The sequence below is a fragment of the Arthrobacter jiangjiafuii genome (assembly GCF_018622995.1).
GTDB classification, from domain to species: domain Bacteria; phylum Actinomycetota; class Actinomycetes; order Actinomycetales; family Micrococcaceae; genus Arthrobacter_B; species Arthrobacter_B jiangjiafuii.
In genome coordinates this window covers 2,349,555-2,371,450 of record NZ_CP076022.1, presented here as the reverse complement: position 1 = coordinate 2,371,450, position 21,896 = coordinate 2,349,555, and the positions used below count along the sequence as shown (strand labels likewise).

The following is a 21,896-nucleotide window of genomic DNA, read 5'->3' as shown; positions in this document are numbered from 1 at the left end:
CCGCACCTGCCACAGGGGGAGCGCGGCCAACAGATACGGCACGCCGGCCGCCAATCCTCGGCTCAGCCGGTCCTTAGCTTCGGCAGCATCTGTGCAGCGTGAAAACCGCAGCGCCCTTGTATGCCGTTACCAAAGTGAATGACCTGTGGCGTTCACCAGGAGTGACAACACATGCACATCCTAGATTCTGTTGATGCAGCTTCGCTGCGTTCAGACATCCCCGAGTTCCGCGCCGGTGACACCGTCAAGGTTCACGTCAACATCATCGAAGGCAAGAACACCCGTGTTCAGATCTTCCAGGGCTTCGTCATGAAGCGCCAGGGCGATGGCCTGCGCGAGACCTTCACGGTCCGCAAGGTCTCCTTCGGCGTCGGCGTGGAGCGTACCTTCCCGGTACACTCCCCGGTCATCGACAAGCTCGAGGTCGTCTCCAAGGGTGACGTCCGCCGCGCCAAGCTGTACTACATGCGCGACCTGCGCGGCAAGGCAGCCAAGATCAAGGAAAAGCGCGACGCACGTCCCGCCAAGTAATTTCTTGATCCCCGCACCATCCGCTTCCGGGGAGTCTTCGGATTCCTCCCGGAAGCACACGAAACGCCGGTCCAGATTTGTGGGCTGGCGTTTCGTGTTATGCGCCCTCGCCGCAGCAGCAGTGCTGGCGGCGCTCATCCGTGCGTTCGTCGTCGACGTCTACTTCATTCCCTCCGAGTCGATGCAGCCGCTCCTTGAACCCGGGGACCGCGTGCTCGTCTCGCGGACGGCGTATGCCTCGGAACCGGTCCGACGCGGCGACACCGTGGTCTTTAACGGCCGCGGATCCCTGGCGCCGCTGCACAGCGGCAATTCAGCGCTGGTCGACGCGGCACAGACAGTTGCCCAGTGGGTCGGCCTCGCCGGCAGCGACACCGTCTTCATCAAGCGTGTGATCGGGGTTGCCGGAGACCGCGTCACCTGCTGCACGGAAGAGGAGCCGCGGGTGAGAATCAATGGAACTCCCATCGACGAGCCATACGTTTATCCAGGAGATGCCCCCAGCGAAAAGGCCTTCGACGTCATCGTTCCGGAGGGCCGGATCTGGCTGATGGGCGACCACCGCTCCGAATCGGCTGATTCACGGTCCCTGCTGGGAGCCCCCGGCGGCGGACTCGTTTCCGAGGATCGTGTGATCGGGCGGGCCACGGGGATCCTGTGGCCGCTGGAGCGGCGTTCGGATATTGAGCGGCTAGAGTTAGGAGCCGAGTGGAATACGGCGAAATAAGAGGAAAGCACATGGCCCAGAACGACCCGGAAGAGCCGGGCCAGAGCGCCGGATCCGGAATGCACGATGCCCACGCGGCCCCGGCACATGCCGCAAGCAAGAACCGGGACAGCCACGGGAACAACCGCGGCTTCGCCGGATGGCTGCGCGAAGTGGCGACCATCATCGTGATCGCACTGCTGCTGTCCTTCCTGATCAAGACCTTCCTGTTCCGCGCGTTCTACATCCCGTCGGGCTCCATGGAAGAGACCCTGGAGATCAACGACCGCATCTTCGTTAATCTTCTGGTCCCGGAGCCCTTCGACCTCGAACGCGGCGACGTAGTGGTGTTTGAGGACACCAAGGACTGGCTTCCCGAGCTTCCGCCGGCCGCCGAAGGCCCCGGCACGTGGGTGCGCGAGGCGCTGACGTTCGTCGGGCTGCTGCCTGACACCTCCGAACAGCACCTGGTCAAGCGGGTCATCGGCACCGAGGGCGACCGTGTGGTCTGCTGCGACGCCGACGGACGGATCACCGTCAACGGCGAGCCGTTGAACGAGCCGTACATCTATCCCGGCGCCAGGCCCTCCGACACTCCTTTTGACGTAGTGGTTCCCGAAGGCAAGGTCTGGGTCATGGGGGACCACCGCAATGCCTCGGCCGATTCCCGCGAGCATCTGCAGGACACCAGCGGCGGCTTTATCGATGTGGAGGATATCGAGGGCAAGGCCGCTGTCACCGCCTGGCCTTTGAACCGGGCGGGCTTTGTGGGCAGCTACCCCGAGGTCTTCGAGAACGTGCCGGACCCGTCAACCTCCCCGGCAGGGCAATGACAGCCGACGTCAGCGCCGGGTCCGTGAGCGCAGATACGGTCCGCGTGCGCCCGAAGACCGGCACCGGCAGCAAAGCGCCGACGCTGCGGCACGAACGCGCCTTTGCCGCCGTCGGGCACCGCGTCCTGGCCGGCTGCGACGAAGTAGGCCGGGGCGCACTGGCCGGGCCGGTCAGCGTGGGCATGGTGGCAGTGGACCTGGGCACGGTCCGTTCCCTCAAGGGTGTCCGGGACAGCAAGCTGCTTTCCGCCGGAGACCGGGAGGCCCTCGTGCCGTTGATCCGGAAATGGTCCCCGGGCTGGGGTGTGGGCCACGCCAGCGCCGCGGAAATCGACCTGCACGGCCTCATGGCTGCGCTGCGCCTGGCCGGGACCCGCGCCTGGGACCAGGTCTGCACCCGCCTGACCCCCGACGTCGTCCTCCTGGACGGCAACTACAACTGGCTCTCGCCGGCCCGGCAGGGCAGCCTGTTTGATGTTCCCGGGGATGACGACGACGGCGGCTGCACAGCTCCGGTCCATACCCGGATCAAGGCAGATATGCAGTGCCTGAGCGTTGCCGCTGCTTCCGTCCTGGCCAAGGTGGAACGGGACGCCTTGATGGTGGACTACGCTGTGACACATCCTCAGTATGGCTGGGAAGTGAATAAGGGATATGCCACGGCATCCCATCGGCTGGCGATAGACGAGTACGGGCCCACCGCCCTGCACCGGATGTCCTGGCAGCTGGGATCACGTCCGGAACCGGATGCCGGGGACCATGAGAGTGTCATTGGGGGATGATTGAACCATGAGTGCCGAAGATCTTGAGAACTATGAAACGGACATGGAGCTCCAGCTCTACCGTGAATACCGGGACGTAGTAGGGCTCTTCAGCTATGTCGTGGAAACCGAGCGGCGCTTTTACCTGGCCAACCACGTTGACCTGCAGGCGCGCTCCGCCGACGGCGAGATCTACTTCGACCTCACGCTGCAGGACGCCTGGGTGTGGGACGTTTACCGGTCGGCACGGTTCGTCAAGAGCGTCCGCGTCATCACCTTCAAGGACGTCAACGTCGAAGAGCTCACCCGGAACGACGACCTCACGGTGCCCAAGCCGGACGAGCTGGCCTGATCCTGGTCCGCTTCGCCTAGCGGACTGTAGAAGCCGGCTGTGCCGGAAGGCGCGCGGCGACGTCGTCCCAGCGTTCCCATGCCCCGGAAGGCTGCCTGGGGTCCGTTGAAGCCAGGCTGGAAATCCACCCCTCCACCATTTTTCCTCGGTGCGCGAGGAAATGCGGTACGGCGATCGGCGGCGGAAAACCATTGCGCCACACACTCTTGTAGCTTCCGGTGTTCCCTGCGTTTGCGCTCCAGGTCACCACGTCCCAGCCGAGGTCATCAAAGGCATGGCCCACGGCCAGCGCGACGGCGCGTGACATCAGCCCCCGCCCCCGGAAGGCCGGGGACGTGACAAAGCCCAGGTTTCCCGAGTTGGCCCCCTGGTAACGCAGGTCCAGGGTGCCGGCATAGCAGCCGTCGGCTTCGAGCGCCCAGGACACCGCGTCTTCCTGCGGAACGGAAATGGCTGCCACATACTCCTGCGCCATGGCCGGCGTGTAGTCCAGCGGGATGGTCGTCCATTTACGGGTCAACGGGTCCACTGAGCGGGCAAAAACCGGCTCGACGTCGGAGCTGCGGTGCGGACGAAGCGTCAGGGTTCCATCCGACAGGAGAGGGATCACGAAGGGCATGGGTACACCCTATAGCGGCCGGGGTGTTGGACCGGGATGCATCTCCTAGACTGCTGCCATGGTGTCTGACGATTCGTCGCTGGCCGGCTACCTGGCTGGTAACCGCCGGCTGTATGCGCAGCTTCGTCCGGATCCGCCCTCCCTCGCGCACCTGCTCCGGCTGCAGCAGGCGCTGGGGGCACTGCCGGAAATCAACGACGGCGGTTCCCCGCGCTGGGTGCCCGCGCGGCAGATGCACCTGACCCTGATCCATTTCGGCAAGGTCAGGGACGTCCATGCAGTGGTTGCGGCTGCCACGGGAATCTCCGCGGTGGAGTACGAGGAATTGCTGGCCTGCTATGTGGCGCAGACTGAAGCCGAGATGCCTCGGCACCCCGTGGTCCTTGAGCCGGCCGTCCTGTCCCGGTTTGGCCGCCAGGGCAGGACCCTGGTGCTGGAGTATTTTCCCTCGCCGGAGCTGAAGGAATCCCACGCAGCTGCGTATGCCGCGCTGGAGACCTTTCTCCGTCGCGCGGGGATCTCCGACGTGCCGGCGTTCACCGCGGGCGATCCCAACTTTATGTTCGCCTCACGGCTGCGTCCGCATATCACGCTCGCCCGAGGCTTTGCCGGGACGCTGCCTGCGCCGGCGCAAGGATCCGGGCCGGCCGGTGGATTTCCGCTGGAGCGGGTCCGGCTGGAGCCGATGCCCGTGGTCTACTCCGGGCCTGCATAACCGGAGCAGATCCAGAACCGGTAAAGTCCCGGCGGCCAAGCGCCAGGACTCTACAGACCCCGGCGCCCAAACCGGGTGGGGCTATCGCTGAGGTCCTCTGCTTGCACTTAGGCGTCGGGGGAAGCCTGGCGGCGTCGGCTGCGGACCAGGACTGTAGTGCCGAGTCCGATGGCCAGTGCGCCGGCTCCGACCACTGCGGTCATCACCGGAGCGTTGGCCCCGGTCCGTGCCAACTCAGCTGTGGCGTCGACCATCGGTGCTGCGCTCGGGCCGGTCGTCCCGCTGGGCGTTCCGGTAACGGTGGTGCCAAGCGTCGGGCTCGGACTGGGGGTCGTGCTGGAGATAGGAGTCGTGCTGGGGGCCGACGCCGCCTTGGGGCTTGGGCCCACCGTGGGGCTTGGGCTGGCGCTCGGAACCGTCACCAAGGGCGGACTGGTGGCCGGCGTCGACGGCGCCGGTGTCTCGGGCGCGGGGGTGGTAACGCAGTCCGGAATTTCGCCGTGTTCCTCGAGCTTCTTATGAGTGCTGCCCTGCAGATCGCCCCCGTCCTTGAACTCTTCGGGATAGGTGATCGTCTCTGGCCAGCTGAAGGCCCCGGTGACTTCCAGCTTGTCCTGCTGGATGGCCCAGCCTGTTCCGCAAACTTCTGCAGGGAGCTTTGCCATAATGGTCTCGTCGGGGACCCATTCGCTGCCGTCGACGACGACGATCAGGCGCTGCTTGCCGGAATTACCCCACGCTGCCTGCTCATCTGGGCGGAGCATTTTGTAGACGTACGCGCCAACCTGCTCTTTCACGCTGACCGATGGTGCAGGGGAGGCAGTGCCTGTGGCGACGGCCGGGGTCATGGCGGCGAGCGACAAGCCGCCGATGGCCAGGGCAGTTGCTCCGGCCGTAGCCGTTATCTTCAGAACGTTTTTCATGATTCCTTTATGGAATTTTGAGAGAGGCGCGGGGGGCCACCCTCATCCTGTCCGAGGACCCTCAGGACAGACGCAAGATCACGTCAAGATCACGGCAATACGTGAGGTGGGCCACCCTGCAGCAATAGGACGCAGGGTTCTCATCGCCCACACGAGGAGGACTCCCGCTCAGGCGGTTGACCCACGCAAGTGCTCGCTATCCGAGAACGATGTCCGTCAGCGCGCTGCCGATGATGCCAAGGACCAGGGTCGCCGCAACCGTCCCGAACCATCGGATCAGGGCTATGCCCCGTGCCCGCCCGTTCGGGGGCACCAGTTCAAAGGCCGGCAGGTAAGCCCTCGTCCAGTTCAGGGCCAGCACCATGATGGTCGCGCTCACCAGGGTAAGGCCGGCTATCCACCACAGGGCGTCCCTCGAGGCGAAGGTCAGTCCCGAGGGCATCCGCGAGAGGGCCAGCAGCCACACGCAGGAAATCAGCGTCGCAAAGAAGGCCCAGAGGACCCTTTGGCGGCGGATGAACTTCCAACTGGGAACGTGTTTGCTGATTTCATCTTCAAGCTCGGCGAAAGCGGCCCGGCACCATTGCGCATCCGTGGAGGAAACCCGCAGATCGATACCCGCGCCCCGATCAACACCAATGGTGATGGACCTTCCCCGAATGTCGCCACTTGGTGCCAAGGCGACAAAGTACTTAAAGCGTTCGCCGCTGATGTATTCCATCAACTGTGAAGCGGTGCCCCTTAGGGTGGTTCGATCGCCGTTCATGGCAGTCAGGGACAATTCAATGCTTCCGGCGTCAAGAGCCGCTTCCTCAGCTTCTTTAATGTCGTCGTTGAGCTTTTTGATTTCGGCATCGTTCTCCGAGATACGCGACGCCAGACTCGAATCGATGCCATCCTCCGTGGCTTCCTGCCTTAACCGGACCCGCCTGGCCTCGGCCCATTCCAGCATCCGCCGGGGTTGTTCCAGTTTTTCCTCGACGTGGGGAGCTATGAGCGAGTCGTATTGCTTTTGCACCACTCTGAAGAGGCGCTGCAGATCGCTGGAAGAACCAACCCACATAGACCATGCCTTGGTCTGGGTCCGTGTTTCGAGCAGTGCGGCCATAAGCAAAGGATAAAGAGGCCTTGGTAAATGTCGAGGCCGCGGAGGCGTTTTCTGCGGGCAGGAGGCCAAAATGAAACATATGGTGACTGCTTGTCGTATCACTGCTGAATTGATCCCAGAGGTTCAGCGCCATTCGCAATAGGTCATGTTCCAGGCGTTCGCCGACCCGTCGAAGGCGTCGCCTGGATATTCCCCGGCCATTTCGGGGCATCGGACAATCAGCGCACTTCTCCTCCCCAGTGCGATCCTGTCTGCCACGCAGGGCGCCGCGGTCCACATCCGGCGGCGCGGGCGGTGCCCAGTCGCCATGCTCCGCCCAGAGTGAAGCCATGAGAGCTAAAGACAGCTTGGGACGCCGCGGTGAGGACCTTGCGGCCGGTTACCTGGCGGCGGCAGGCATTGAAGTGATCGACCGCAACTGGCGTTGTCCCGACGGCGAAATCGACGTGGTTGGAATCGAGGACGGGACGCTGGTCATCGTCGAGGTGAAGACCCGCAGTTCCCTGGACTACGGGCATCCCTTCGAAGCGATTACGCCCGCCAAGCTGGCGCGCCTCTACTTGCTGGCCAGCCGGTGGAAGCAGTCACAGGACCGCCGTTTTGCCGGGTTCCGCGTCGACGCCGTTTCCATCCTCGATGACGGTGCGGGCAACCCGGTCATCGAACACCTGCGGGAGGTGACGCCGTGACCCTGGGGCGGGCCTACGGCGTGGGCCTGGTGGGTCTGGATGGGCGGATGGTGGAAGTTGAAGCAGACATCGGACAGACGCTGCCCTCCTTCGTCCTGCTCGGCCTGCCGGACGCGTCATTGAACGAAGCCAAGGACCGGGTCCGGTCGGCGGCGAAGAACGCCGGCCTGCCGCTGAGCCGCCGCAGGATTACGGTCAATCTCATGCCGGCCGATGTACACAAGCGCGGGTCCGGCTTTGACCTTGCCATCGTCATTGCCGCACTGGCCGCCGCCGGGGATATCCGCTGCAGCGGACGCCGCGTTTTCATAGCCGAACTCGGGCTGGATGGCCGGCTGCGGCCGGTGCGGGGCATCCTGCCGGCGGTCATGGCCGCGGTGGATGCCGGATATCCGGAGATCACGGTCGCAGCGGCCAATGCGGCAGAAGCTGCGTTGGTTCCCGGTGCCGCAGTCACGGGCTTCGAATCGCTGGCGGAAGTGGCGGCATATCTGGGGGCCGACCCTGCAGGCCTGATCTTTCCGCCGCAGGCAGACGGGGAAGCAACTGGCTCACAGGAGCATGCGGACTCTCCGGTTCCACTGCCTGCCCGGGACATGGCGGACATTGCCGGCCAGTCCGAGGCGCGGTTCGCCGTGGAAGTCGCGGCGGCTGGAGCCCACCACCTGCTGATGACGGGGCCGCCCGGAGCCGGTAAGACCATGCTGGCGGAGCGTCTTCCCGGCCTGCTGCCGGACCTGCCCGATGACCAGGCTATGGAAGTGACGGCCATCCATTCCCTGGTCCGCGGCGGCAGGTCCTGCTCCCAGCTGTTGCGCCGCCCTCCGTTTGAGAGCCCGCACCACACCGCCTCTTCCGCTGCGATTATCGGCGGCGGGTCCGGGATTGCCCGGCCGGGTGCGGCGTCCCGCGCGCACCGGGGAGTCCTCTTTCTGGATGAGGCGCCGGAATACGACCGGCGGGTCCTGGACGCCCTGCGTCAGCCCCTGGAAAGCGGCAGGCTCGACCTGCACCGGGCGGGTGGGACCGCCTCCTATCCGGCACGGTTCCAGCTCGTCCTTGCCGCCAACCCCTGCCCCTGCGGCCTGGCTTCGGGCAAGGGGATCGATTGCACCTGCACTGCCCAAGCGCGACGGCGGTACTTTAGCCGGCTGTCCGGGCCGCTCCTGGACCGTGTTGACCTGCAGCTGACCGTCCAGCGGGTATCTCTGCGCGAGCTCTCAGGCGACGCAGAAGCTGAACCCAGCCGCGACGTGGCCCGGAGGGTCGCGGCAGCACGCGGCGTGCAGCAGGACCGGCTGAGGATCTGGGGATGTGAGACCAACGCCGAGGTCGCCGGAAACCTGCTGCGGGGCCAACTGCGGCTGCCGCCGCGGGCCACCGCTGCCCTGGACCGGGCCATGGACCGGCAGACGCTGACAGCCCGGGGCTACGACCGGGTGCTCCGGGTGGCCTGGAGCGTTGCCGACCTCGCCGGCCACACCTCGCCCGACGCCGACGACGTCGGGCAGGCGCTGGGGTTCCGGCAGCAGGGCAGTGCGGCATGAGCGGCGCGAGCCGGCTGCTGCAGGCGCGGGCAGCGCTTTCACGGGTGTTCGAGCCCTCGGACAACGTGGGACTCGCCCTCGTTGAGGCAGCCGGGCCGGTGGATGCACTGCGGGTGGTGCGCGGGGAGATTTCCCCCGGGCAGGAGCTCGGCAATTCGGTTGCCGGGGTGCTTGCTGCCGGCGGAATCAGCGGGCGGGGAAACCGTCTTTCCGAGGCGATGCAACGCTGGACACCGCGGATCGGCGACCTCGCCCCTGAACGGGACCTGGCCGCGTTCGCCCGCCTGGGCGGAGAACTGCTCATCCCCGAGGATCCCCGTTGGCCCGGCGCCCTCCGTGACCTCGGTCTGGGCATGCCGCTCTGCCTCTGGGTGCGGGGGAACCTCGAACGGGGCCTCCCCGAACTGGGCAGCACTGCCGCAGTGGTCGGTTCCCGCGACAGCACCGGCTATGGAGTGTCTGTCACCGGGGACCTGGCAGCGGGACTGGTCACGAGGGGCTGGACCGTGGTGTCAGGAGGCGCATACGGCATTGATGCCCAGGCTCATCGGGCAGCCCTTGCCGCAGCCGGAACAGACCGGATGCCGACCATCGCGGTCATGGCCTGCGGATCCGACCGCTATTACCCTGCCGGAAACGAGGACCTGCTGCGGGCCGTTGCCGCACGCGGGCTGCTCCTGTCCGAAGTTCCGCCCGGATCCGCGCCTACCAGGTGGCGGTTCCTTCAGCGGAACCGCATCATCGCCGCCCTGGGTGCCGTTACCGTGGTCGTTGAAGCACGATGGCGGTCCGGGGCGCTGAACACCGCCCACCATGCCGCTGCGCTCGGACGCGAAGTCGGAGCTGTCCCTGGCTCCGTGTACTCGGCAAATTCGGCCGGATGTCACCGACTCCTGCGGGACGGCAGCGCTGTCTGCGTTACCGATGCAGCCGAAGTTATCGAACTGGGAAGCCCCATCGGTGCAGCCGACAACCCGGAAACGGCCCGGGAAGGACCCAAAGCGGCCCACGACGGACTCACCATCGAAGACATCCTGCTTCTGGACGCCCTGCCGCTGCGCACCGGATCGGCAGTCGGAAAACTCGCCACCGTCGCCGGGCTGTCCGTTCCAGCGGTCCGTGCCGGGCTGGCACGGCTCGAACTCGAAGATCTGGCCGTCAGGGATGGACCCGACACCTGGCGGCGAAGACGCAAATAGGCCGCTCCCAGGGTACGGGCGAGCCTGCAGCCCAAAGCGCCGCACGAACATCACATCCACCCGAAAATCGAGCAAAGGAAACCACAATGCGAATCCACAAAAGCGTTGTCACACCCCTGGGCGTTTTCACCCTTGCCTCTGATGAGGGCGCCCTGTGCGCCGTTTTCCCCGGAATCCCCGACCCTGCCTCCGACCACGGGCTGGGCCGCATCGTGGAGGACGGGTTCGAGGAGGCCGAACGCCAGCTGGCCGAGTACTTTGCCGGACAGCGCTGCTGTTTTGACTTGGCCACCGAGATGCGCGGCACCGATTTCCAGCGCCGGGTCTGGGCAGAAGTCGACGCGATTCCCTATGGGCAGACCTGCAGCTACAAAACCCTCGCCATCCGGCTGGGCGATGCTGCGAAGGCGCGCGGCGTCGGCGCTGCCTTGTCCCGCAACCCACTCAACATCGTCATTCCCACCCACCGCGTCGTCGGCTCGCGTGGCGCGCTGACCGGCTATTCGGCCGGAATCGGTTCAAAGCGGTTCCTGCTGGACCACGAGGCCTCGGACGCCACGGCCGCAATGCGGCTCCAGTGTGCCCACGCTGCCGGTGTGCCTGCTTGATGACCGGTGCCGATGCGAGGACAGTGAAAGGGTGAATGCACCAGCCACCAGCGAGCAGCCTCCCACAGACGCCGGCCCAGACCCCGTGGAATCCGGCCGCGCCGCGGAATCCGCCAGCCCCGAACGATGGCCGGCCGGGTTCAGCCGGGCGCTGCGGGGTTTCAGCCGCTACCTGACCAGCGAACGCGGACGGTCCGACCACACGGTCCGTGCCTATGAAGGGGACGTTGCGCAGCTGCTGGACTATGCGTTCGCCGGGGGAGTGCGGACCCTGGAAGGGATTGATTTGGGAATCCTGCGCGGCTGGCTCGGGGAACTCAGCGCGGCAGGCCTGGCCCGGGCAACGCTGGCCCGCCGGGCCGCCACCGCCCGCAGTTTTACCGGCTGGGCGCTGCGGGAGGAACTCATCAATACCGACCCGGCGCTGCGCCTGCGGGCTCCGAAGCGGGAGAAGACCCTGCCTTCGGTCCTGCGTGCCGGACAGGTCGGTGAACTCTTTGATGCTCTCGCCGCCGCAGCGGCGGACGGCGGACCCGTCGCCGTCCGGGACCGCGCCATCGTCGAATTGCTGTACGCCACGGGCGTCCGGGTGGGCGAGCTTACCGGGCTGGACATCGACGACCTGAATCCGGACCGCCGGACCCTCACCGTCATCGGCAAGGGAAACAAGGAACGCACCGTCCCCTACGGGCTGCCCGCCGCGGAAGCAGTTGACGATTGGCTGCGGCGGGGCAGGCCCGCACTGGCCGTTTCCGACAGTGGCCCGGCCCTGTTCCTGGGCCAGCGGGGCCGGCGGGTCGACCCGCGGCAGGTCAGATCCGTGGTGGCAGGGCTGTTTGAAGCGCTCGGCGACACCGGAGCCACCGGGCCCCATGCGCTGCGGCATACCGCGGCCACCCATCTGCTCGATGGAGGAGCCGACCTGCGGGCCGTCCAGGAGATCCTGGGCCATTCCTCGCTGGCAACGACCCAGCTGTACACGCATGTATCCGTTGACCGGTTGCGTGCCAGCTACCAGCAGGCCCACCCGCGCGCCTGATCCGGGGATCGGGTCAAATGTGTCATTGGCGCATTCTGTTAACTTGCGGCACAATAAGGCTAAGTCCGTACCGGATGAAGGTCTCAAGGGAATTGGAAGACATCAGCTAGGGGATAACAAAAACGCAGTTCGTACTGGTGCCAGTAAGTGGCAGTAGCATTTCGCCCAGGTTTGAAGGTCGTTGGGGAAGACGTACCTACAGCTATGGAGGATGGAATGTCTGTTGTGATGGCCCACGGCGTGTTGTTCATACACTCCGCCCCGTCTGCGTTGTGCCCGCATCTTGAGTGGGCGATCGGATCCGTCGTTGAAAAGCGAACGGATCTAAAGTGGACCCCTCAGCCTGCCGCTCCCGGAATGCTGCGCACGGAACTGGAATGGACCGGCCCGCAGGGCACCGGGTCCCTGCTTGCCTCTGCCCTGCGGGGCTGGGCCCACCTGCGGTACGAAGTCACTGAAGAACAGAGCGCCGGAGCCGATGGCAGCCGCTGGTGCCACACCCCGGAGTTGGGCATCTTCCACGCCGCCACCGACGTACACGGCAACATCATGGTCTCCGAGGACCGCATCCGGTACGCCTACGAAAACGGCGCCGGGGATCCTTCCGCGGTTTACCACGAGCTGTCCCTGGCCCTGGGCGAGGCCTGGGACGACGAACTGGAACCCTTCCGGCACGCCGGCGACGGCGCCAACGTCCGCTGGCTGCACCAGGTCGGTTAGCTGGGGGAGCGGCTGGCCACGGGCCGGCTCCGCCGCACCATCACAAAACAACAGACAAAAAGCCGCGGCGGTTTCCCCGAAAAGGGAAACCGCCGCGGCTTTTGTTCGTCCGGCTGCTGCTCCTGGAAAGAAGGTGCGCAGCATTACCTAGTAGCTGCGGTGAATTACCTAGTGGCTGCGGTGAATTACCTAGTGGCTGCGCAGCGCAATCACGGCATTGTGTCCGCCGAATCCGAAGGAATTGCTCAGGACGACAATGTCGCCGCCAGGCAGCGCGCGGGCGGAGGTCACCACGTCGAGCGGAATTTCCGGATCCTGGTTTTCCAGGTTGATCGTGGCCGGAGCCTGCCGGTCGTAAATGGCCATGACGGACATGACCGCTTCGACGGCACCGGAAGCGCCCAGCAGGTGCCCGGTCTGGGACTTCGTAGCGGAAACCGCCACGTTGTCCACGTGCGGGCCCAGTGCGGCCTTCAGGGCCGTGTATTCGGGCTTGTCGCCCACCGGGGTGGACGTTGCGTGGGCGTTGACGTGCACTACGTCCTCGGCCTGGGCTCGGGCATCAAACAGCGCTGCCTTCAGGGCGCGGGTGGCGCCCAGGCCCTCGGGATCGGGGGCGGTGATGTGGTAAGCGTCGGCGGTTACCGCCGTGCCTGCCAATTCGGCGTAGATCCGGGCGCCGCGGGCCAGGGCATGCTCTTCGGCTTCGAGGACGAGGGCGCCGGCGCCTTCACCCATGACGAAGCCGTCGCGGTCCTTGTCGTAGGGCCGCGAGGCGCGCTCCGGATCATCGTTGCGCTTGGACAGCGCCTGCATGGAGGCGAACGCGGCCATCGGCATGGGATGGATGGCGGCCTCGGCGCCGCCGACGACGACGACGTCGGCCTTGCCCGAGCGGATCAGCTCCAGGCCCTGGTGCATGGCTTCTGTGCCGGAGGCGCAGGCCGAGACCGGAGTATGCGCGCCGGCGCGGGCACCGAGGTCCAGGCTGACGGCGGCAGCGGGGCCGTTGGGCATCAGCATGGGAACGGTCATGGGCAGGACGCGCCGCGGGCCCTTCTCGCGCAGGGTGTCCCACGCATCCAGCAGGGTCCACACTCCGCCGATGCCGGTGGCGAAGGAGACCGCCAGGCGGTCATGGTCCACGTCGTCGATGCCGGAATCGGCCCACGCCTCACGGGCGGCAACCACGGCAAACTGGGTGGACGGGTCCATGCGCTTGGCTTCAACGCGGGACAGGACCTCGGTGGCCGGGGTGGAAACCCGTGCGGCGAAGGTGACCGGAAGACTGTATTTGGCTACCCAATCGTCTTCGAGGGTACGGGCGCCGGGGACACCTTTGAGGGCGTTTTTCCACATGGTGGGAACATCGCCGCCGATGGGCGTCGTGGCGCCCAGGCCGGTGATGACTACTTTGCGGGCCATGATTCACTCTCTCGAAAGACTACTGGTGGTGGTGCTGGACTACAGGTGCGCTGCACGGCGGCCGCCGCCGGAAAGGGCAGCGGCCGCCGGCGGATTACGCCTGGGCTTTGGAAATGAAGTCCACGGCGTCGCCGACGGTCTTCAGGTTCTTGACCTCTTCGTCCGGGATGCGCACGCCGAACTTCTCTTCGGCGTTGACGACGATGGTCATCATGGAGATGGAGTCGATGTCCAGGTCATCGGTGAAGGACTTGTCCAGTTCGACCGACTCGGGGGCCAGACCGGTTTCCTCATTGACGATCTCGGCCAGGCCGGCCAGGATTTCTTCGTTGCTAGCCATGTTGGCTCCTTTTTCTCGTGATACCGGCACTGGCCGGCGTGGTTGTCCAACCGCGGAACGGTAGGTGTTTGGGGACGACAGGTTACGGAAGAACGATAACCTGTGCGCCGAAGACCAGGCCTGCGCCGAAGCCGATCTGCAGGGAGAGCTTGCCGCTCAGTTCCGGGTTCTCGGAGAGCAGGCGGTGCGTGGCCAGCGGGATGGAAGCGGCGGAGGTGTTGCCGGCGTCGGCAATGTCGCGGGCGATGACCACTGACTCCGGCAGCTTCAGCTGCTTGGCCATCTCGTCGATGATCCGCATGTTTGCCTGGTGCGGCACGAAGGCGCCCAGGTCATCGACGGTGACCCCGGCGGCGTCGAGGGCACGCTGGGCAACCTTCGCCATTTCCCAGACAGCCCAGCGGAAGACACTCTGGCCGTCCTGGCGCAGCGTCGGCCACAGCTTGGTGTCGCGGGCCGCGACGTCAGAGACCCCGACGACGGTGTCATCGGCTTCTGCGGCCAGCGACAGCTCGCGGATATCAAGCATGGAATGGGTCATGCCGATGGTGGAGGACTTGCTGCCGTCCGATCCCCAGACGGAGGGACCAATGCCGGCCGTCTCCGAGGGGCCGACAACGACGGCGCCGGCACCGTCGCCAAGGAGGAAGGAAATGGTGCGCTCGGTGTTGTCGATGAAGTCCGAGAGCTTTTCCACGCCGATGACCAGCACATATTCCGCTGCACCGGACCGCACCAGGGCATCCGCCTGGGCAACGCCGTAGCAGTACCCGGCACAGGCGGCCGAGACGTCGTAGGCGGGAGCGGGGGCGGCCCCGAGCAGGTGTGCAATCTCCGCTGCGGCAGAGGGCGTGGCGAACGGATGGGTGACGGTGGAAACGATGACGGCACCCAGCTGGGATCCGTCAATGCCCGCGTGGGCCAGGGCCTCGCGGCCCGCGGCCTCGGCCATGTCCACCACGGAGGTGCCCTTGTCCGCCCGGTGGCGGGTGATGATGCCGGTGCGCTGGCGGATCCACTCGTCCGAGGAATCAATCCACTGGCAGACGTCCTCGTTGCTGACAATGACGTCAGGGCGGAAGGCGCCGATGCCGTGGATGCGGCTGAACTGGTGGACGGGGGACTGCTTCAGGGTGGGCGTGCTCACGCGTTACCTTCTCCGGTGGTGGTTGCTGCTGTCGCTGCGGCGGCCGAGGGGGAGTGTTCACGGATGAACTCCCGCGCGGCGTCGAGGTCTTCGGGGGATTTCAGGGCCAGCGTGGGCAGGCCCTTGAGGCCGCGGCGGGCCAGGCCGGTCAGGGTGCCGGCCGGCGGCAGTTCCAGCATTCCGGTCACGCCCATGGCGGCCATGGTCTCCATGCACAGGTCCCAGCGCACGGGGCGTGAGACCTGGGCGATCAGGCTGTCGAGGTTCGCTTCGCCGGAGACGACGGCGGCGCCGTCGTAGTTCGAGAGCAGGGTGGGCAGCGGGGTTGCTGGGCGCAGCTGCGGACGCAGCGCTTCCAGGACGCTCACGGCGGGGGCCATGTGCGAGGTATGGAAGGCTCCGGCGACTTTGAGCGGGATCACCCGGGCTTTCGCGGGCGGGGCGGCGGCGAGGGCTGCCAGCTGCTCCAGCGTGCCAGCGGCGACGGTCTGACCGCCGCCGTTGGCGTTGGCGGCGGTGAGTCCGGCAGCAGCCAGTGCGGCGGCGACGTCGTCCGGATCTCCGCCCAGGACGGCGCTCATGCCGGTGGGGGTCTGCGCGGCGGCACGGGCCATGGCGTTGGCGCGTTCGCGGACGAACATCAGGGCGTCGGCCTCAGGCAGGGCCGAAGCCAGCGCCGAAGCGGTGATCTCGCCTACGGAGTGTCCGGCGACGACGGTGGAGGAGGTCAGTGCCGCGGGTTCCAGCAGCAGCCGTGCGGCCATCAGTCCGGCGGCCACGATCAGCGGCTGGGCCACTGCGGTGTCCTTGATCGTTTCCTCGTCGGAGACCGTGCCGTGGGCGATCAGGTCCAGGCCGGCGACGGCGCTGAGAGCTTCGAGGTGTTCCCGGACGCCGGGCAGTTCAAGCCACGGAGAAAGGAAACCTGGCGTTTGGGACCCCTGGCCGGGGCAGACGATTACAAGCACGTATCAAGCTTTCCAAAGAGAAGGGCAGATGCCGGGTGTTTGCGTAGACCAAGCTCACGGAGCGCCCTTGTAGGAAGTCTACAAGCGGCACCGGCCGTGAAGCCTGGTTTAAGAGCGGGCGGTGGGGCGTTCGGGGGCGGCTTTTCCGGGCGGTGCGAGGCGGCCGACGACGAGTGCGGTCTGCAGCACGAAGGCCTCCCGCGGGAGCATGGGGTCCCATCCCGTAACGTCGCAGACCCGGCGCAGCCGGTACCTGACGGTGTTCGCGTGGACGAAGAGTTCGCGGGCGGTGGCCTCGAGGGAATGCCCCAGGGACAGGTAGGCGGAGAGGGTCTCGGCCAGGCCGTTCGAGGCGCCCAGCAGTGGCTGGTAGATGCTCCGGACCAGGGCGGTGCGGGCGCTGTCGTCGCCGGACATGACCCGCTCGGGCCAGAGGTCGTCGGCGGCGACCGGGCGGGGCGCGGCAGGCCACGCACGTGCCGCGGTGAGCCCGGCGAAGGCTGCCTGGGCCGAGGGCCCGGCCTCCACGAGGGAGGCGGCCGGGGGGCCGTACACCACCGGGCCGGGACCGAAAAGCTCGGCCAGGCGGGCATAGGAGCCGGCGGCGTCGTCGAGTCCGCCCAGCACCAGGATCAGCCGGTCGCCCTGGATGCCCACCAGCGCGTCTTCGGTCATCCGGGCGGTGGCGCGGCGCAGCTCGTTGACGAACGAGGCGTTGGTATCAGAGGGGGAACTGCCCACCATCACCGTGATTCCGGCGGTGGAGGTCCAGCCCACGGCCGCGATGCGGGAGCGCAGGGCATCGGAGCTTTCCCCGCGCAGGATGGCGTCCACCACCAGCGCCTCGAGCCGGCTGTCCCACGCACCGCGGGTTTCGGCCGCGCGGGCATAGACGTCGGCGGCGGCGAAGGCCACCTCCCGGGAGTAGCGCAGCACTGCTTCGCGCAGCGGGCCCTGCACGTTGTCGTCAGCCAGTTCGGGGACCAGGTCCTCGACCACCTGGACCACCACCCGGATCAGCTGCAGGGCCTTCTGCAGGCTGATCGAGCGGGTGAGTTCGGTGGGGGCGGTCCCGAACACGTCGCTCAACACCCAGGCCGGCGAGGCCGGGCGCTCGTACCAGTTCACGAAGGAAGCGATGCCCTTTTGTGCGACCATGCCCAGGGCAGAGCGTTCGTCGGGCCTCAGTCCCCGGTACCAGGGCAGGGAAACATCCAACTGCTTAAGGGTGGCCGTGGAGAGTTTTCCGATGTTGGCTTTGAGCCGTTCCACGGTGGACGGGTCTGCCGGGGTGGCCCGTATCCCGGGTGCGGCTGTGCTGCGAGTCACTGGCATAAGAGCGAGCTTACGGCGTTCGCCGGGCATGCACCATTTTGTGTGAAGGCTACAACCCGGGGTATGGAAGCGGCCATCGGCCTTACAGCACCGACCCCAGCGTCCGGAACCGTTCGGTCCGCCGTGCCAGCCGTTCGGCCAAAGGGACCGGGCGCAGCGAAGCCAGCTCATATTCGACCGCGCGGGCCATTCTCCGGCAGAACGCCGGGGATTCCTCGGCGGCATCGGGCAGTTCGGCGACCGTGTGGTCCACGATCCCGTGGGCAGCCAGCGCCGACACGGTCACCCCCTGCGCCTGGGCCATTTCGGCGCCGTGCAGTGTGTCGCGGTAGACGATGGCTGACGCGCCCTCGGGCGGCAGTGAGGAAAGCCATGCATGCTGGGCCGCGACAGTGCGGTCGGCTGGCAGCAGGGCCAGCGCCCCGCCACCGGCGCCCTGTCCCAGCAACACGGAAACCGTGGGGCACTCCAGTCCCACCAGATCGTTGAGACTGCGCGCGATTTCACCGGCCAGGCCGCCTTCTTCAGCCTCCTTGGACAGTGCCGCCCCGGCGGTATCGATCACGGTCAGCAGCGGCAGGTCAAGTTCCTCGGCCAGCCGCATGCCCCGGCGGGCCTCCCGCAGCGAGGCAGGTCCCATCGCCGGCTGTTCCGCTCCGCGCTGCCGGTCATGCCCCAGCACCACGCAGGTCATCTCCCCGAAGCGGGCCAGCGCCAGCAGGAGGCCCGGGGCCTTTTCGCCCTGGCCGGTGCCGTTCAGCGGCAGGACGTCGTCGGCGCCGAAATGCAGCAGCTGCCGGACACCCGGGCGGTGCCGGTTGCGGGAGCGGGTGATGGATTCCCAGGCGGGCACCGCCACGGGGTCCCTGCCCAGCGATTCGGGCGCCGGCACCGGGGCGGGGTCCCCGGGCAGCAGCATGGACAGGGCGCGGTGGACGGTCCCGGCGAGTTCCTCCGGGGGCAGCACGGCATCAACCAGGCCGCGGGCCTGCAGGTTCTCGGCAGTCTGTACCCCTTCGGGGAACGGCTCGCCGTACAGGGCCTGATAGACCCGTGGGCCCAGGAAACCCAGCAGCGCCCCGGGCTCAGCCACGGTGATGTGCCCCAATGATCCCCAGGAGGCCATGACGCCGCCGGTGGTGGGATGGCGCAGATAGACAAGGTAGGGCAGGCCGGCTTCCTTGTGCCGCCGTACGGCTGCCGTGATCTTGACCATCGAGAGGAAGGCCAGGGTGCCCTCCTGCATCCGGGTTCCCCCGGAAGCGGGGCCGGCCAGCAGCGGCAGGCCCTCGCGGGTGGCGCGTTCCACTGCGTCGGTCAGGCGGTCGGCGGCGGCCACGCCGATGGACCCGCCGAGGAAACCGAATTCGCAGACCACCAGCGCAACGCGCCTGCCCTGGACCAGGCCCTCCCCGGTGAGTACGGATTCGTCCTCGCCGGTCTTCTCCCGCGCCGCGGCCAGGTCAGCTGCATAGGCTGCGCTGTGCTCGGTATAGGACACCGGTGCGTCCCAGGAGCGGTAGGATCCCGGATCGACGACCATCTGCAGCAGCGCCCGGGCGTTCAGCCTCCGGCGGGCAGTCTGCAGGCTCATGCCTGTACTCCTTCTGCCGTTCCCGTTCCCGTCCCGGACAGCCATTCGCGGATCCCGCCTCCGTGCTGGTCGAGCAGGGGCGGGGCGGTGTGGGCGCGGTTGGTGGTTTCGGTTCCCTGCGCCGTGTCGAAGAAGCGCAGCGGCGGCCCGGGCAGGGAAACCTTGCCCAGGACGGGATGATCGACGTCGACGACCAGCCCCTGTGAGTGGACCTGCTCCCAGGCATATACCTCGTCCAGGGTCCGCACCTTGCCGGCAGGAATGCCCGCGGCACGCAGTTTCTCCAGCAGCGGTTCGGCCTCGATGTCAGCGAACGCCTGCTCGACGGCGGCTATCACCGCCTGCCGGTTGCGGACCCGCTGGGCGTTGCCGGCGAATTCGGGGCGGGACGCATCGATGCCGAAGGTGGAGGCGAAAGTCTCCCAGAGCTTCTCGCTGCCCACGCTGATCTGGACCTTGCCGCCCCGGCAGGCGAAGAGCCCGTAGGGAGCAATGGAGGGGTGGTGGTTTCCCTGGGCGGCAGGGGTTTCCCCTGCAACCGTGTGCCGGGTGCCCTGGAAGGCGTGGACGCCCACGACGGCGGCCAGCAGCGAGGTGCGCACCACCTGTCCCTTTCCGGTGCGCTCGCGTTCCAGCAGTGCCGCCAGCAGGCCGAACGCCCCGTACATACCCGAGAGCAGGTCCGCGATGGGTACGCCCACGCGCTGCGGATCCTCGGGACCGGAGCCGGTTAGTGACATCAGGCCGGCCTCACCCTGCACAATCTGGTCGTAGCCGCTCCTGGTGGCCTCGGGGCCGTCGTGGCCGAAGCCGCTGATGGAGAGGATCACCAGCCGGGGGTTGAGCTCGTGCAGGTGCGCCGGTGAGAACCCCAGCCGGTCCAGCACTCCAGGCCGGAAGTTCTCCACCAGCACGTCTGCCCGCTGCACCAGGTCGCGCAGCACCGCCACGCCGTCGTCGGACTTCAGGTCCAGGGCTATGGATTCCTTGTTGCGGTTGCAGGACAGGAAGTAGGTGGCCTGCTGGTCGTCATCCGGTCCCACGAAGGGCGGACCCCAACTGCGGGTGTCATCGCCGGTGCCGGGCGTTTCGACCTTGATGACGCGCGCACCCAGGTCCGCCAGCATCATGCCGGCGTGCGGGCCGGCGAGGGCGCGGCTGAGGTCGACAACCAGGTAGCCGTCCAGCGGACCGCGGGAGGTGGATTCGGTGCTCATGGATAACTCTTTTCCTGATGTGGTGCAGGGAACGATGCAGTGCGGGGAACCGGCGGGGGCGGCTTAGAGCCAGCCGGGAACCACCATGATGAGCCAGGCCACCAGTGGGCCGGCGACAACGATGATGCCGCTGTAGCTGAGGATCTGCCGGTAGAAGCGGTCCTTGTCCATGTCCTCGGGGGCGTTGGCCAGCACCAGGGCGCCGTTGGTGGAGAAGGGGGAGACGTCGACGATCGTGGAGGACACGGCCAGCGCGCAGATGAGGCCGACGGCGCCGATCTCGCCGGAGGCAAGGAAGGGAACGGCCAACGGAATCAGGGCCGCCAGAATGGCGGTGGAGGAGGCGAAGGCCGAGACGACGGCGCCGATGTAGCAGATCAGCAGCGCCGCCAGCAGCGGCATGCCCAGGCCGACGACGGCGTCGGAGACGTATTCGACGGTGCCGGCTTCCTGCAGGACGCCCACGAAGGTGAGCATGCCGCAGATCAGCAGCACGGTGGTCCAGCTGATCTTGTTGATTGCACCCTTCTGGGCCTGCGGTGACACCAGGGCCAGGATCATGGCGATGGTGATGGAGACAAAGCCGACATCGACCTTGAAGCCGAGGGCGATCACGGCCAGCGCAACCAGGCCGGCGATGGTGATGATCTGGGGGAACAGCTCGCTGCGGGTCTTGGTGGCTCCAATGCCGTCGCCGGCGGGGTCGCGCGGACCGTAGATGTCGGAGCCGAAGCCCTTGAAGGCGACGTCGGTGCGGCCGGCGGTGCTGAGGTTCATCCGCGCCTGGGCGACCTCTTCCACGAATCCGCCCATCGTGCTGCTGCGCAGTTTGCTGCCGCCCAGGACGAAGAACAGGATCAGGGCAATGAAGGTGTTGAAGAGCAGGCTGGCCAGGAACACGGCCAGGGGGCTGGAGTCCAGGTCCGTTTCGCCGATGATGCCGTTGACCGTGACGCCGTACACGGCAATGGGGGAGAAGCCGCCGGCCTGGGCGCCGTGGACCACCATCATGCCCATCATCAGCGGGTTGATCTTATGCTTCGCTGCGAATCCCAGGGCGATCGGGGCGACGATGGCGACGGCGGCGGGGGACAGGGCGCCCACGGCGGTGATAACGGCGGTGATCGCGAACATGATCCAGGGGATCAGGGCGACGCGGTTGCCGACGAGCTTTACCGCTCCCCGGACCAGGAGGTCGATGGTGCCGTTGTTCTGGGCAATGGCAAAGAGGTAGGTGACGCCGACGATGGTCAGGAACAGGCCGCCGGGGAAGTTGGCGAGGATGTCCTCGGTGCTCATTCCGAGGAACACGAAGCCCAGCAGGAAGGCGCCGACAAAGGCAAGGGCCCCCATGTTCAGCGGCAGCACGGTGGCTAGGAGGAACATGGCCACCAATATCAAGATGGAGAGGATCGGAGCGGACATCATTGTTCCCTTGGTCGAAGGTCATGCCGCCGCCCAGTGCCGGCGGCCGGAGAATCATTGTGACATGGACCACATGTGCACTGGACTAGCCTCCT

General features: G+C 66.8%; 23 protein-coding genes. 12 read left to right on the top strand and 11 right to left on the bottom strand.

All coding sequences use genetic code 11. The features are described from left to right. The first annotated feature begins 171 nt into the window (after window positions 1–171). The 5 genes from rplS to KKR91_RS11165 all read left to right on the top strand — a co-directional run bounded on the left by rplS (window position 172) and on the right by KKR91_RS11165 (window position 3,183). Window positions 172–531: a 50S ribosomal protein L19 gene (gene rplS / locus KKR91_RS11185; protein ID WP_210229570.1), complete on the top strand. Its 360-nt coding sequence runs from the start codon at window positions 172–174 to the stop codon at window positions 529–531. Between the two features lie 94 nt (window positions 532–625). Then, window positions 626–1,258, top strand: a complete 633-nt coding sequence (lepB, locus tag KKR91_RS11180; protein ID WP_237687355.1) for a signal peptidase I — start codon at window positions 626–628, stop codon at window positions 1,256–1,258. 11 nt (window positions 1,259–1,269) lie between these two features. After that, a complete protein-coding gene (lepB, locus tag KKR91_RS11175) occupies window positions 1,270–2,070 on the top strand; it encodes a signal peptidase I (protein ID WP_210229568.1) in 801 nt (266 codons plus the stop codon). After that, entirely contained in the window at window positions 2,067–2,852 is a 786-nt protein-coding gene (locus KKR91_RS11170) for a ribonuclease HII (protein WP_210229566.1), read from the top strand. The genes lepB (KKR91_RS11175) and KKR91_RS11170 overlap by 4 nt, the downstream gene beginning before the upstream one ends. A gap of 7 nt (window positions 2,853–2,859) precedes the next feature. After that, window positions 2,860–3,183 (top strand): DUF2469 domain-containing protein, encoded by a 324-nt coding sequence (locus tag KKR91_RS11165; RefSeq protein WP_210229563.1) that lies wholly within the window; start codon window positions 2,860–2,862, stop codon window positions 3,181–3,183. Window positions 3,184–3,199: 16 nt separating this feature from the next. Here the strand turns inward: KKR91_RS11165 and KKR91_RS11160 are convergent, their stop codons facing one another. Beyond that, complete coding sequence (locus KKR91_RS11160) at window positions 3,200–3,802, bottom strand: GNAT family N-acetyltransferase (protein ID WP_210229562.1); 603 nt, start codon at window positions 3,800–3,802, stop codon at window positions 3,200–3,202. Between the two features lie 58 nt (window positions 3,803–3,860). On the opposite strand from KKR91_RS11160, the gene KKR91_RS11155 reads away from it, so the two are divergent. Then, a complete protein-coding gene (locus tag KKR91_RS11155) occupies window positions 3,861–4,517 on the top strand; it encodes a 2'-5' RNA ligase family protein (RefSeq protein ID WP_210229560.1) in 657 nt (218 codons plus the stop codon). Between the two features lie 107 nt (window positions 4,518–4,624). Here the strand turns inward: KKR91_RS11155 and KKR91_RS11150 are convergent, their stop codons facing one another. Together KKR91_RS11150 and KKR91_RS11145 are read right to left on the bottom strand one after the other, a co-directional pair. Next, the gene (locus tag KKR91_RS11150; RefSeq protein WP_210229558.1) at window positions 4,625–5,440 is read right to left on the bottom strand and encodes a RodZ family helix-turn-helix domain-containing protein; all 816 of its coding nucleotides are present in this window, start codon (window positions 5,438–5,440) and stop codon (window positions 4,625–4,627) included. 196 nt (window positions 5,441–5,636) lie between these two features. Continuing rightward, on the bottom strand, window positions 5,637–6,548 hold the full coding sequence (locus KKR91_RS11145) for a hypothetical protein (protein WP_210229556.1): 912 nt from the start codon (window positions 6,546–6,548) through the stop codon (window positions 5,637–5,639). Window positions 6,549–6,877: 329 nt separating this feature from the next. Here KKR91_RS11145 and KKR91_RS11140 point away from each other — a divergent pair, with 329 nt between their 5' ends. The 6 genes from KKR91_RS11140 (at window position 6,878) to KKR91_RS11115 (ending at window position 12,350) form a co-directional block, all read left to right on the top strand. Continuing rightward, window positions 6,878–7,237, top strand: a complete 360-nt coding sequence (locus KKR91_RS11140) for a YraN family protein (RefSeq protein ID WP_210229554.1) — start codon at window positions 6,878–6,880, stop codon at window positions 7,235–7,237. Then, the gene (locus tag KKR91_RS11135) at window positions 7,234–8,784 is read left to right on the top strand and encodes a YifB family Mg chelatase-like AAA ATPase (RefSeq protein ID WP_210229552.1); all 1,551 of its coding nucleotides are present in this window, start codon (window positions 7,234–7,236) and stop codon (window positions 8,782–8,784) included. Before KKR91_RS11140 ends, KKR91_RS11135 begins: the two co-directional genes overlap by 4 nt. Next, complete coding sequence (dprA, locus tag KKR91_RS11130) at window positions 8,781–9,983, top strand: DNA-processing protein DprA (protein ID WP_210229550.1); 1,203 nt, start codon at window positions 8,781–8,783, stop codon at window positions 9,981–9,983. Before KKR91_RS11135 ends, dprA begins: the two co-directional genes overlap by 4 nt. A gap of 86 nt (window positions 9,984–10,069) precedes the next feature. After that, the gene (locus tag KKR91_RS11125; protein ID WP_210229549.1) at window positions 10,070–10,591 is read left to right on the top strand and encodes a methylated-DNA--[protein]-cysteine S-methyltransferase; all 522 of its coding nucleotides are present in this window, start codon (window positions 10,070–10,072) and stop codon (window positions 10,589–10,591) included. Window positions 10,592–10,742: 151 nt separating this feature from the next. Next, window positions 10,743–11,630, top strand: a complete 888-nt coding sequence (locus tag KKR91_RS11120; protein ID WP_237687620.1) for a tyrosine recombinase XerC — start codon at window positions 10,743–10,745, stop codon at window positions 11,628–11,630. A 216-nt stretch (window positions 11,631–11,846) separates the two neighbouring features. Further along, on the top strand, window positions 11,847–12,350 hold the full coding sequence (locus KKR91_RS11115) for a DUF3145 domain-containing protein (RefSeq protein ID WP_210229546.1): 504 nt from the start codon (window positions 11,847–11,849) through the stop codon (window positions 12,348–12,350). A gap of 189 nt (window positions 12,351–12,539) precedes the next feature. Here the strand turns inward: KKR91_RS11115 and fabF are convergent, their stop codons facing one another. The 8 genes from fabF to KKR91_RS11075 all read right to left on the bottom strand — a co-directional run bounded on the left by fabF (window position 12,540) and on the right by KKR91_RS11075 (window position 21,801). Further along, a complete protein-coding gene (gene fabF, locus KKR91_RS11110) occupies window positions 12,540–13,775 on the bottom strand; it encodes a beta-ketoacyl-ACP synthase II (RefSeq protein WP_210229544.1) in 1,236 nt (411 codons plus the stop codon). A 94-nt stretch (window positions 13,776–13,869) separates the two neighbouring features. After that, complete coding sequence (locus KKR91_RS11105; RefSeq protein ID WP_104053860.1) at window positions 13,870–14,115, bottom strand: acyl carrier protein; 246 nt, start codon at window positions 14,113–14,115, stop codon at window positions 13,870–13,872. A gap of 82 nt (window positions 14,116–14,197) precedes the next feature. Continuing rightward, window positions 14,198–15,262 (bottom strand): beta-ketoacyl-ACP synthase III, encoded by a 1,065-nt coding sequence (locus KKR91_RS11100; protein ID WP_210229542.1) that lies wholly within the window; start codon window positions 15,260–15,262, stop codon window positions 14,198–14,200. Further along, window positions 15,259–16,230 (bottom strand): ACP S-malonyltransferase, encoded by a 972-nt coding sequence (locus KKR91_RS11095; protein ID WP_210229540.1) that lies wholly within the window; start codon window positions 16,228–16,230, stop codon window positions 15,259–15,261. The genes KKR91_RS11100 and KKR91_RS11095 overlap by 4 nt, the downstream gene beginning before the upstream one ends. Before the next feature lie 108 nt (window positions 16,231–16,338). Then, on the bottom strand, window positions 16,339–17,565 hold the full coding sequence (locus KKR91_RS11090; protein WP_210229538.1) for a PucR family transcriptional regulator: 1,227 nt from the start codon (window positions 17,563–17,565) through the stop codon (window positions 16,339–16,341). An 82-nt stretch (window positions 17,566–17,647) separates the two neighbouring features. Beyond that, entirely contained in the window at window positions 17,648–19,159 is a 1,512-nt protein-coding gene (locus tag KKR91_RS11085; RefSeq protein ID WP_210229536.1) for a carboxyl transferase domain-containing protein, read from the bottom strand. Continuing rightward, window positions 19,156–20,376 carry a CaiB/BaiF CoA transferase family protein gene (locus KKR91_RS11080; RefSeq protein ID WP_210229534.1) on the bottom strand — a complete coding sequence of 407 codons (1,221 nt, stop codon included), beginning with the start codon at window positions 20,374–20,376 and terminating at the stop codon, window positions 19,156–19,158. The genes KKR91_RS11085 and KKR91_RS11080 overlap by 4 nt, the downstream gene beginning before the upstream one ends. A 63-nt stretch (window positions 20,377–20,439) precedes the next feature. Continuing rightward, window positions 20,440–21,801, bottom strand: coding sequence for an SLC13 family permease (locus tag KKR91_RS11075; protein ID WP_210229532.1), 1,362 nt, complete (start codon window positions 21,799–21,801; stop codon window positions 20,440–20,442). Between the last annotated feature and the right edge of the window lie 95 nt (window positions 21,802–21,896).

Coding starts and splice junctions, on each gene's coding strand:
- rplS (WP_210229570.1), top strand. CDS start 172: ATGCACATCCTAGATTCTGTTGATGCAGCTTCGCTGCGTTCAGACATC.
- lepB (WP_210229568.1), top strand. CDS start 1,270: ATGGCCCAGAACGACCCGGAAGAGCCGGGCCAGAGCGCCGGATCCGGA.
- KKR91_RS11170 (WP_210229566.1), top strand. CDS start 2,067: ATGACAGCCGACGTCAGCGCCGGGTCCGTGAGCGCAGATACGGTCCGC.
- KKR91_RS11165 (WP_210229563.1), top strand. CDS start 2,860: ATGAGTGCCGAAGATCTTGAGAACTATGAAACGGACATGGAGCTCCAG.
- KKR91_RS11160 (WP_210229562.1), bottom strand. CDS start 3,802: ATGCCCTTCGTGATCCCTCTCCTGTCGGATGGAACCCTGACGCTTCGT.
- KKR91_RS11155 (WP_210229560.1), top strand. CDS start 3,861: ATGGTGTCTGACGATTCGTCGCTGGCCGGCTACCTGGCTGGTAACCGC.
- KKR91_RS11150 (WP_210229558.1), bottom strand. CDS start 5,440: ATGAAAAACGTTCTGAAGATAACGGCTACGGCCGGAGCAACTGCCCTG.
- KKR91_RS11145 (WP_210229556.1), bottom strand. CDS start 6,548: ATGGCCGCACTGCTCGAAACACGGACCCAGACCAAGGCATGGTCTATG.
- KKR91_RS11140 (WP_210229554.1), top strand. CDS start 6,878: ATGAGAGCTAAAGACAGCTTGGGACGCCGCGGTGAGGACCTTGCGGCC.
- dprA (WP_210229550.1), top strand. CDS start 8,781: ATGAGCGGCGCGAGCCGGCTGCTGCAGGCGCGGGCAGCGCTTTCACGG.
- KKR91_RS11125 (WP_210229549.1), top strand. CDS start 10,070: ATGCGAATCCACAAAAGCGTTGTCACACCCCTGGGCGTTTTCACCCTT.
- KKR91_RS11115 (WP_210229546.1), top strand. CDS start 11,847: ATGTCTGTTGTGATGGCCCACGGCGTGTTGTTCATACACTCCGCCCCG.
- fabF (WP_210229544.1), bottom strand. CDS start 13,775: ATGGCCCGCAAAGTAGTCATCACCGGCCTGGGCGCCACGACGCCCATC.
- KKR91_RS11105 (WP_104053860.1), bottom strand. CDS start 14,115: ATGGCTAGCAACGAAGAAATCCTGGCCGGCCTGGCCGAGATCGTCAAT.
- KKR91_RS11090 (WP_210229538.1), bottom strand. CDS start 17,565: ATGCCAGTGACTCGCAGCACAGCCGCACCCGGGATACGGGCCACCCCG.
- KKR91_RS11085 (WP_210229536.1), bottom strand. CDS start 19,159: ATGAGCCTGCAGACTGCCCGCCGGAGGCTGAACGCCCGGGCGCTGCTG.
- KKR91_RS11080 (WP_210229534.1), bottom strand. CDS start 20,376: ATGAGCACCGAATCCACCTCCCGCGGTCCGCTGGACGGCTACCTGGTT.
- KKR91_RS11075 (WP_210229532.1), bottom strand. CDS start 21,801: ATGTCCGCTCCGATCCTCTCCATCTTGATATTGGTGGCCATGTTCCTC.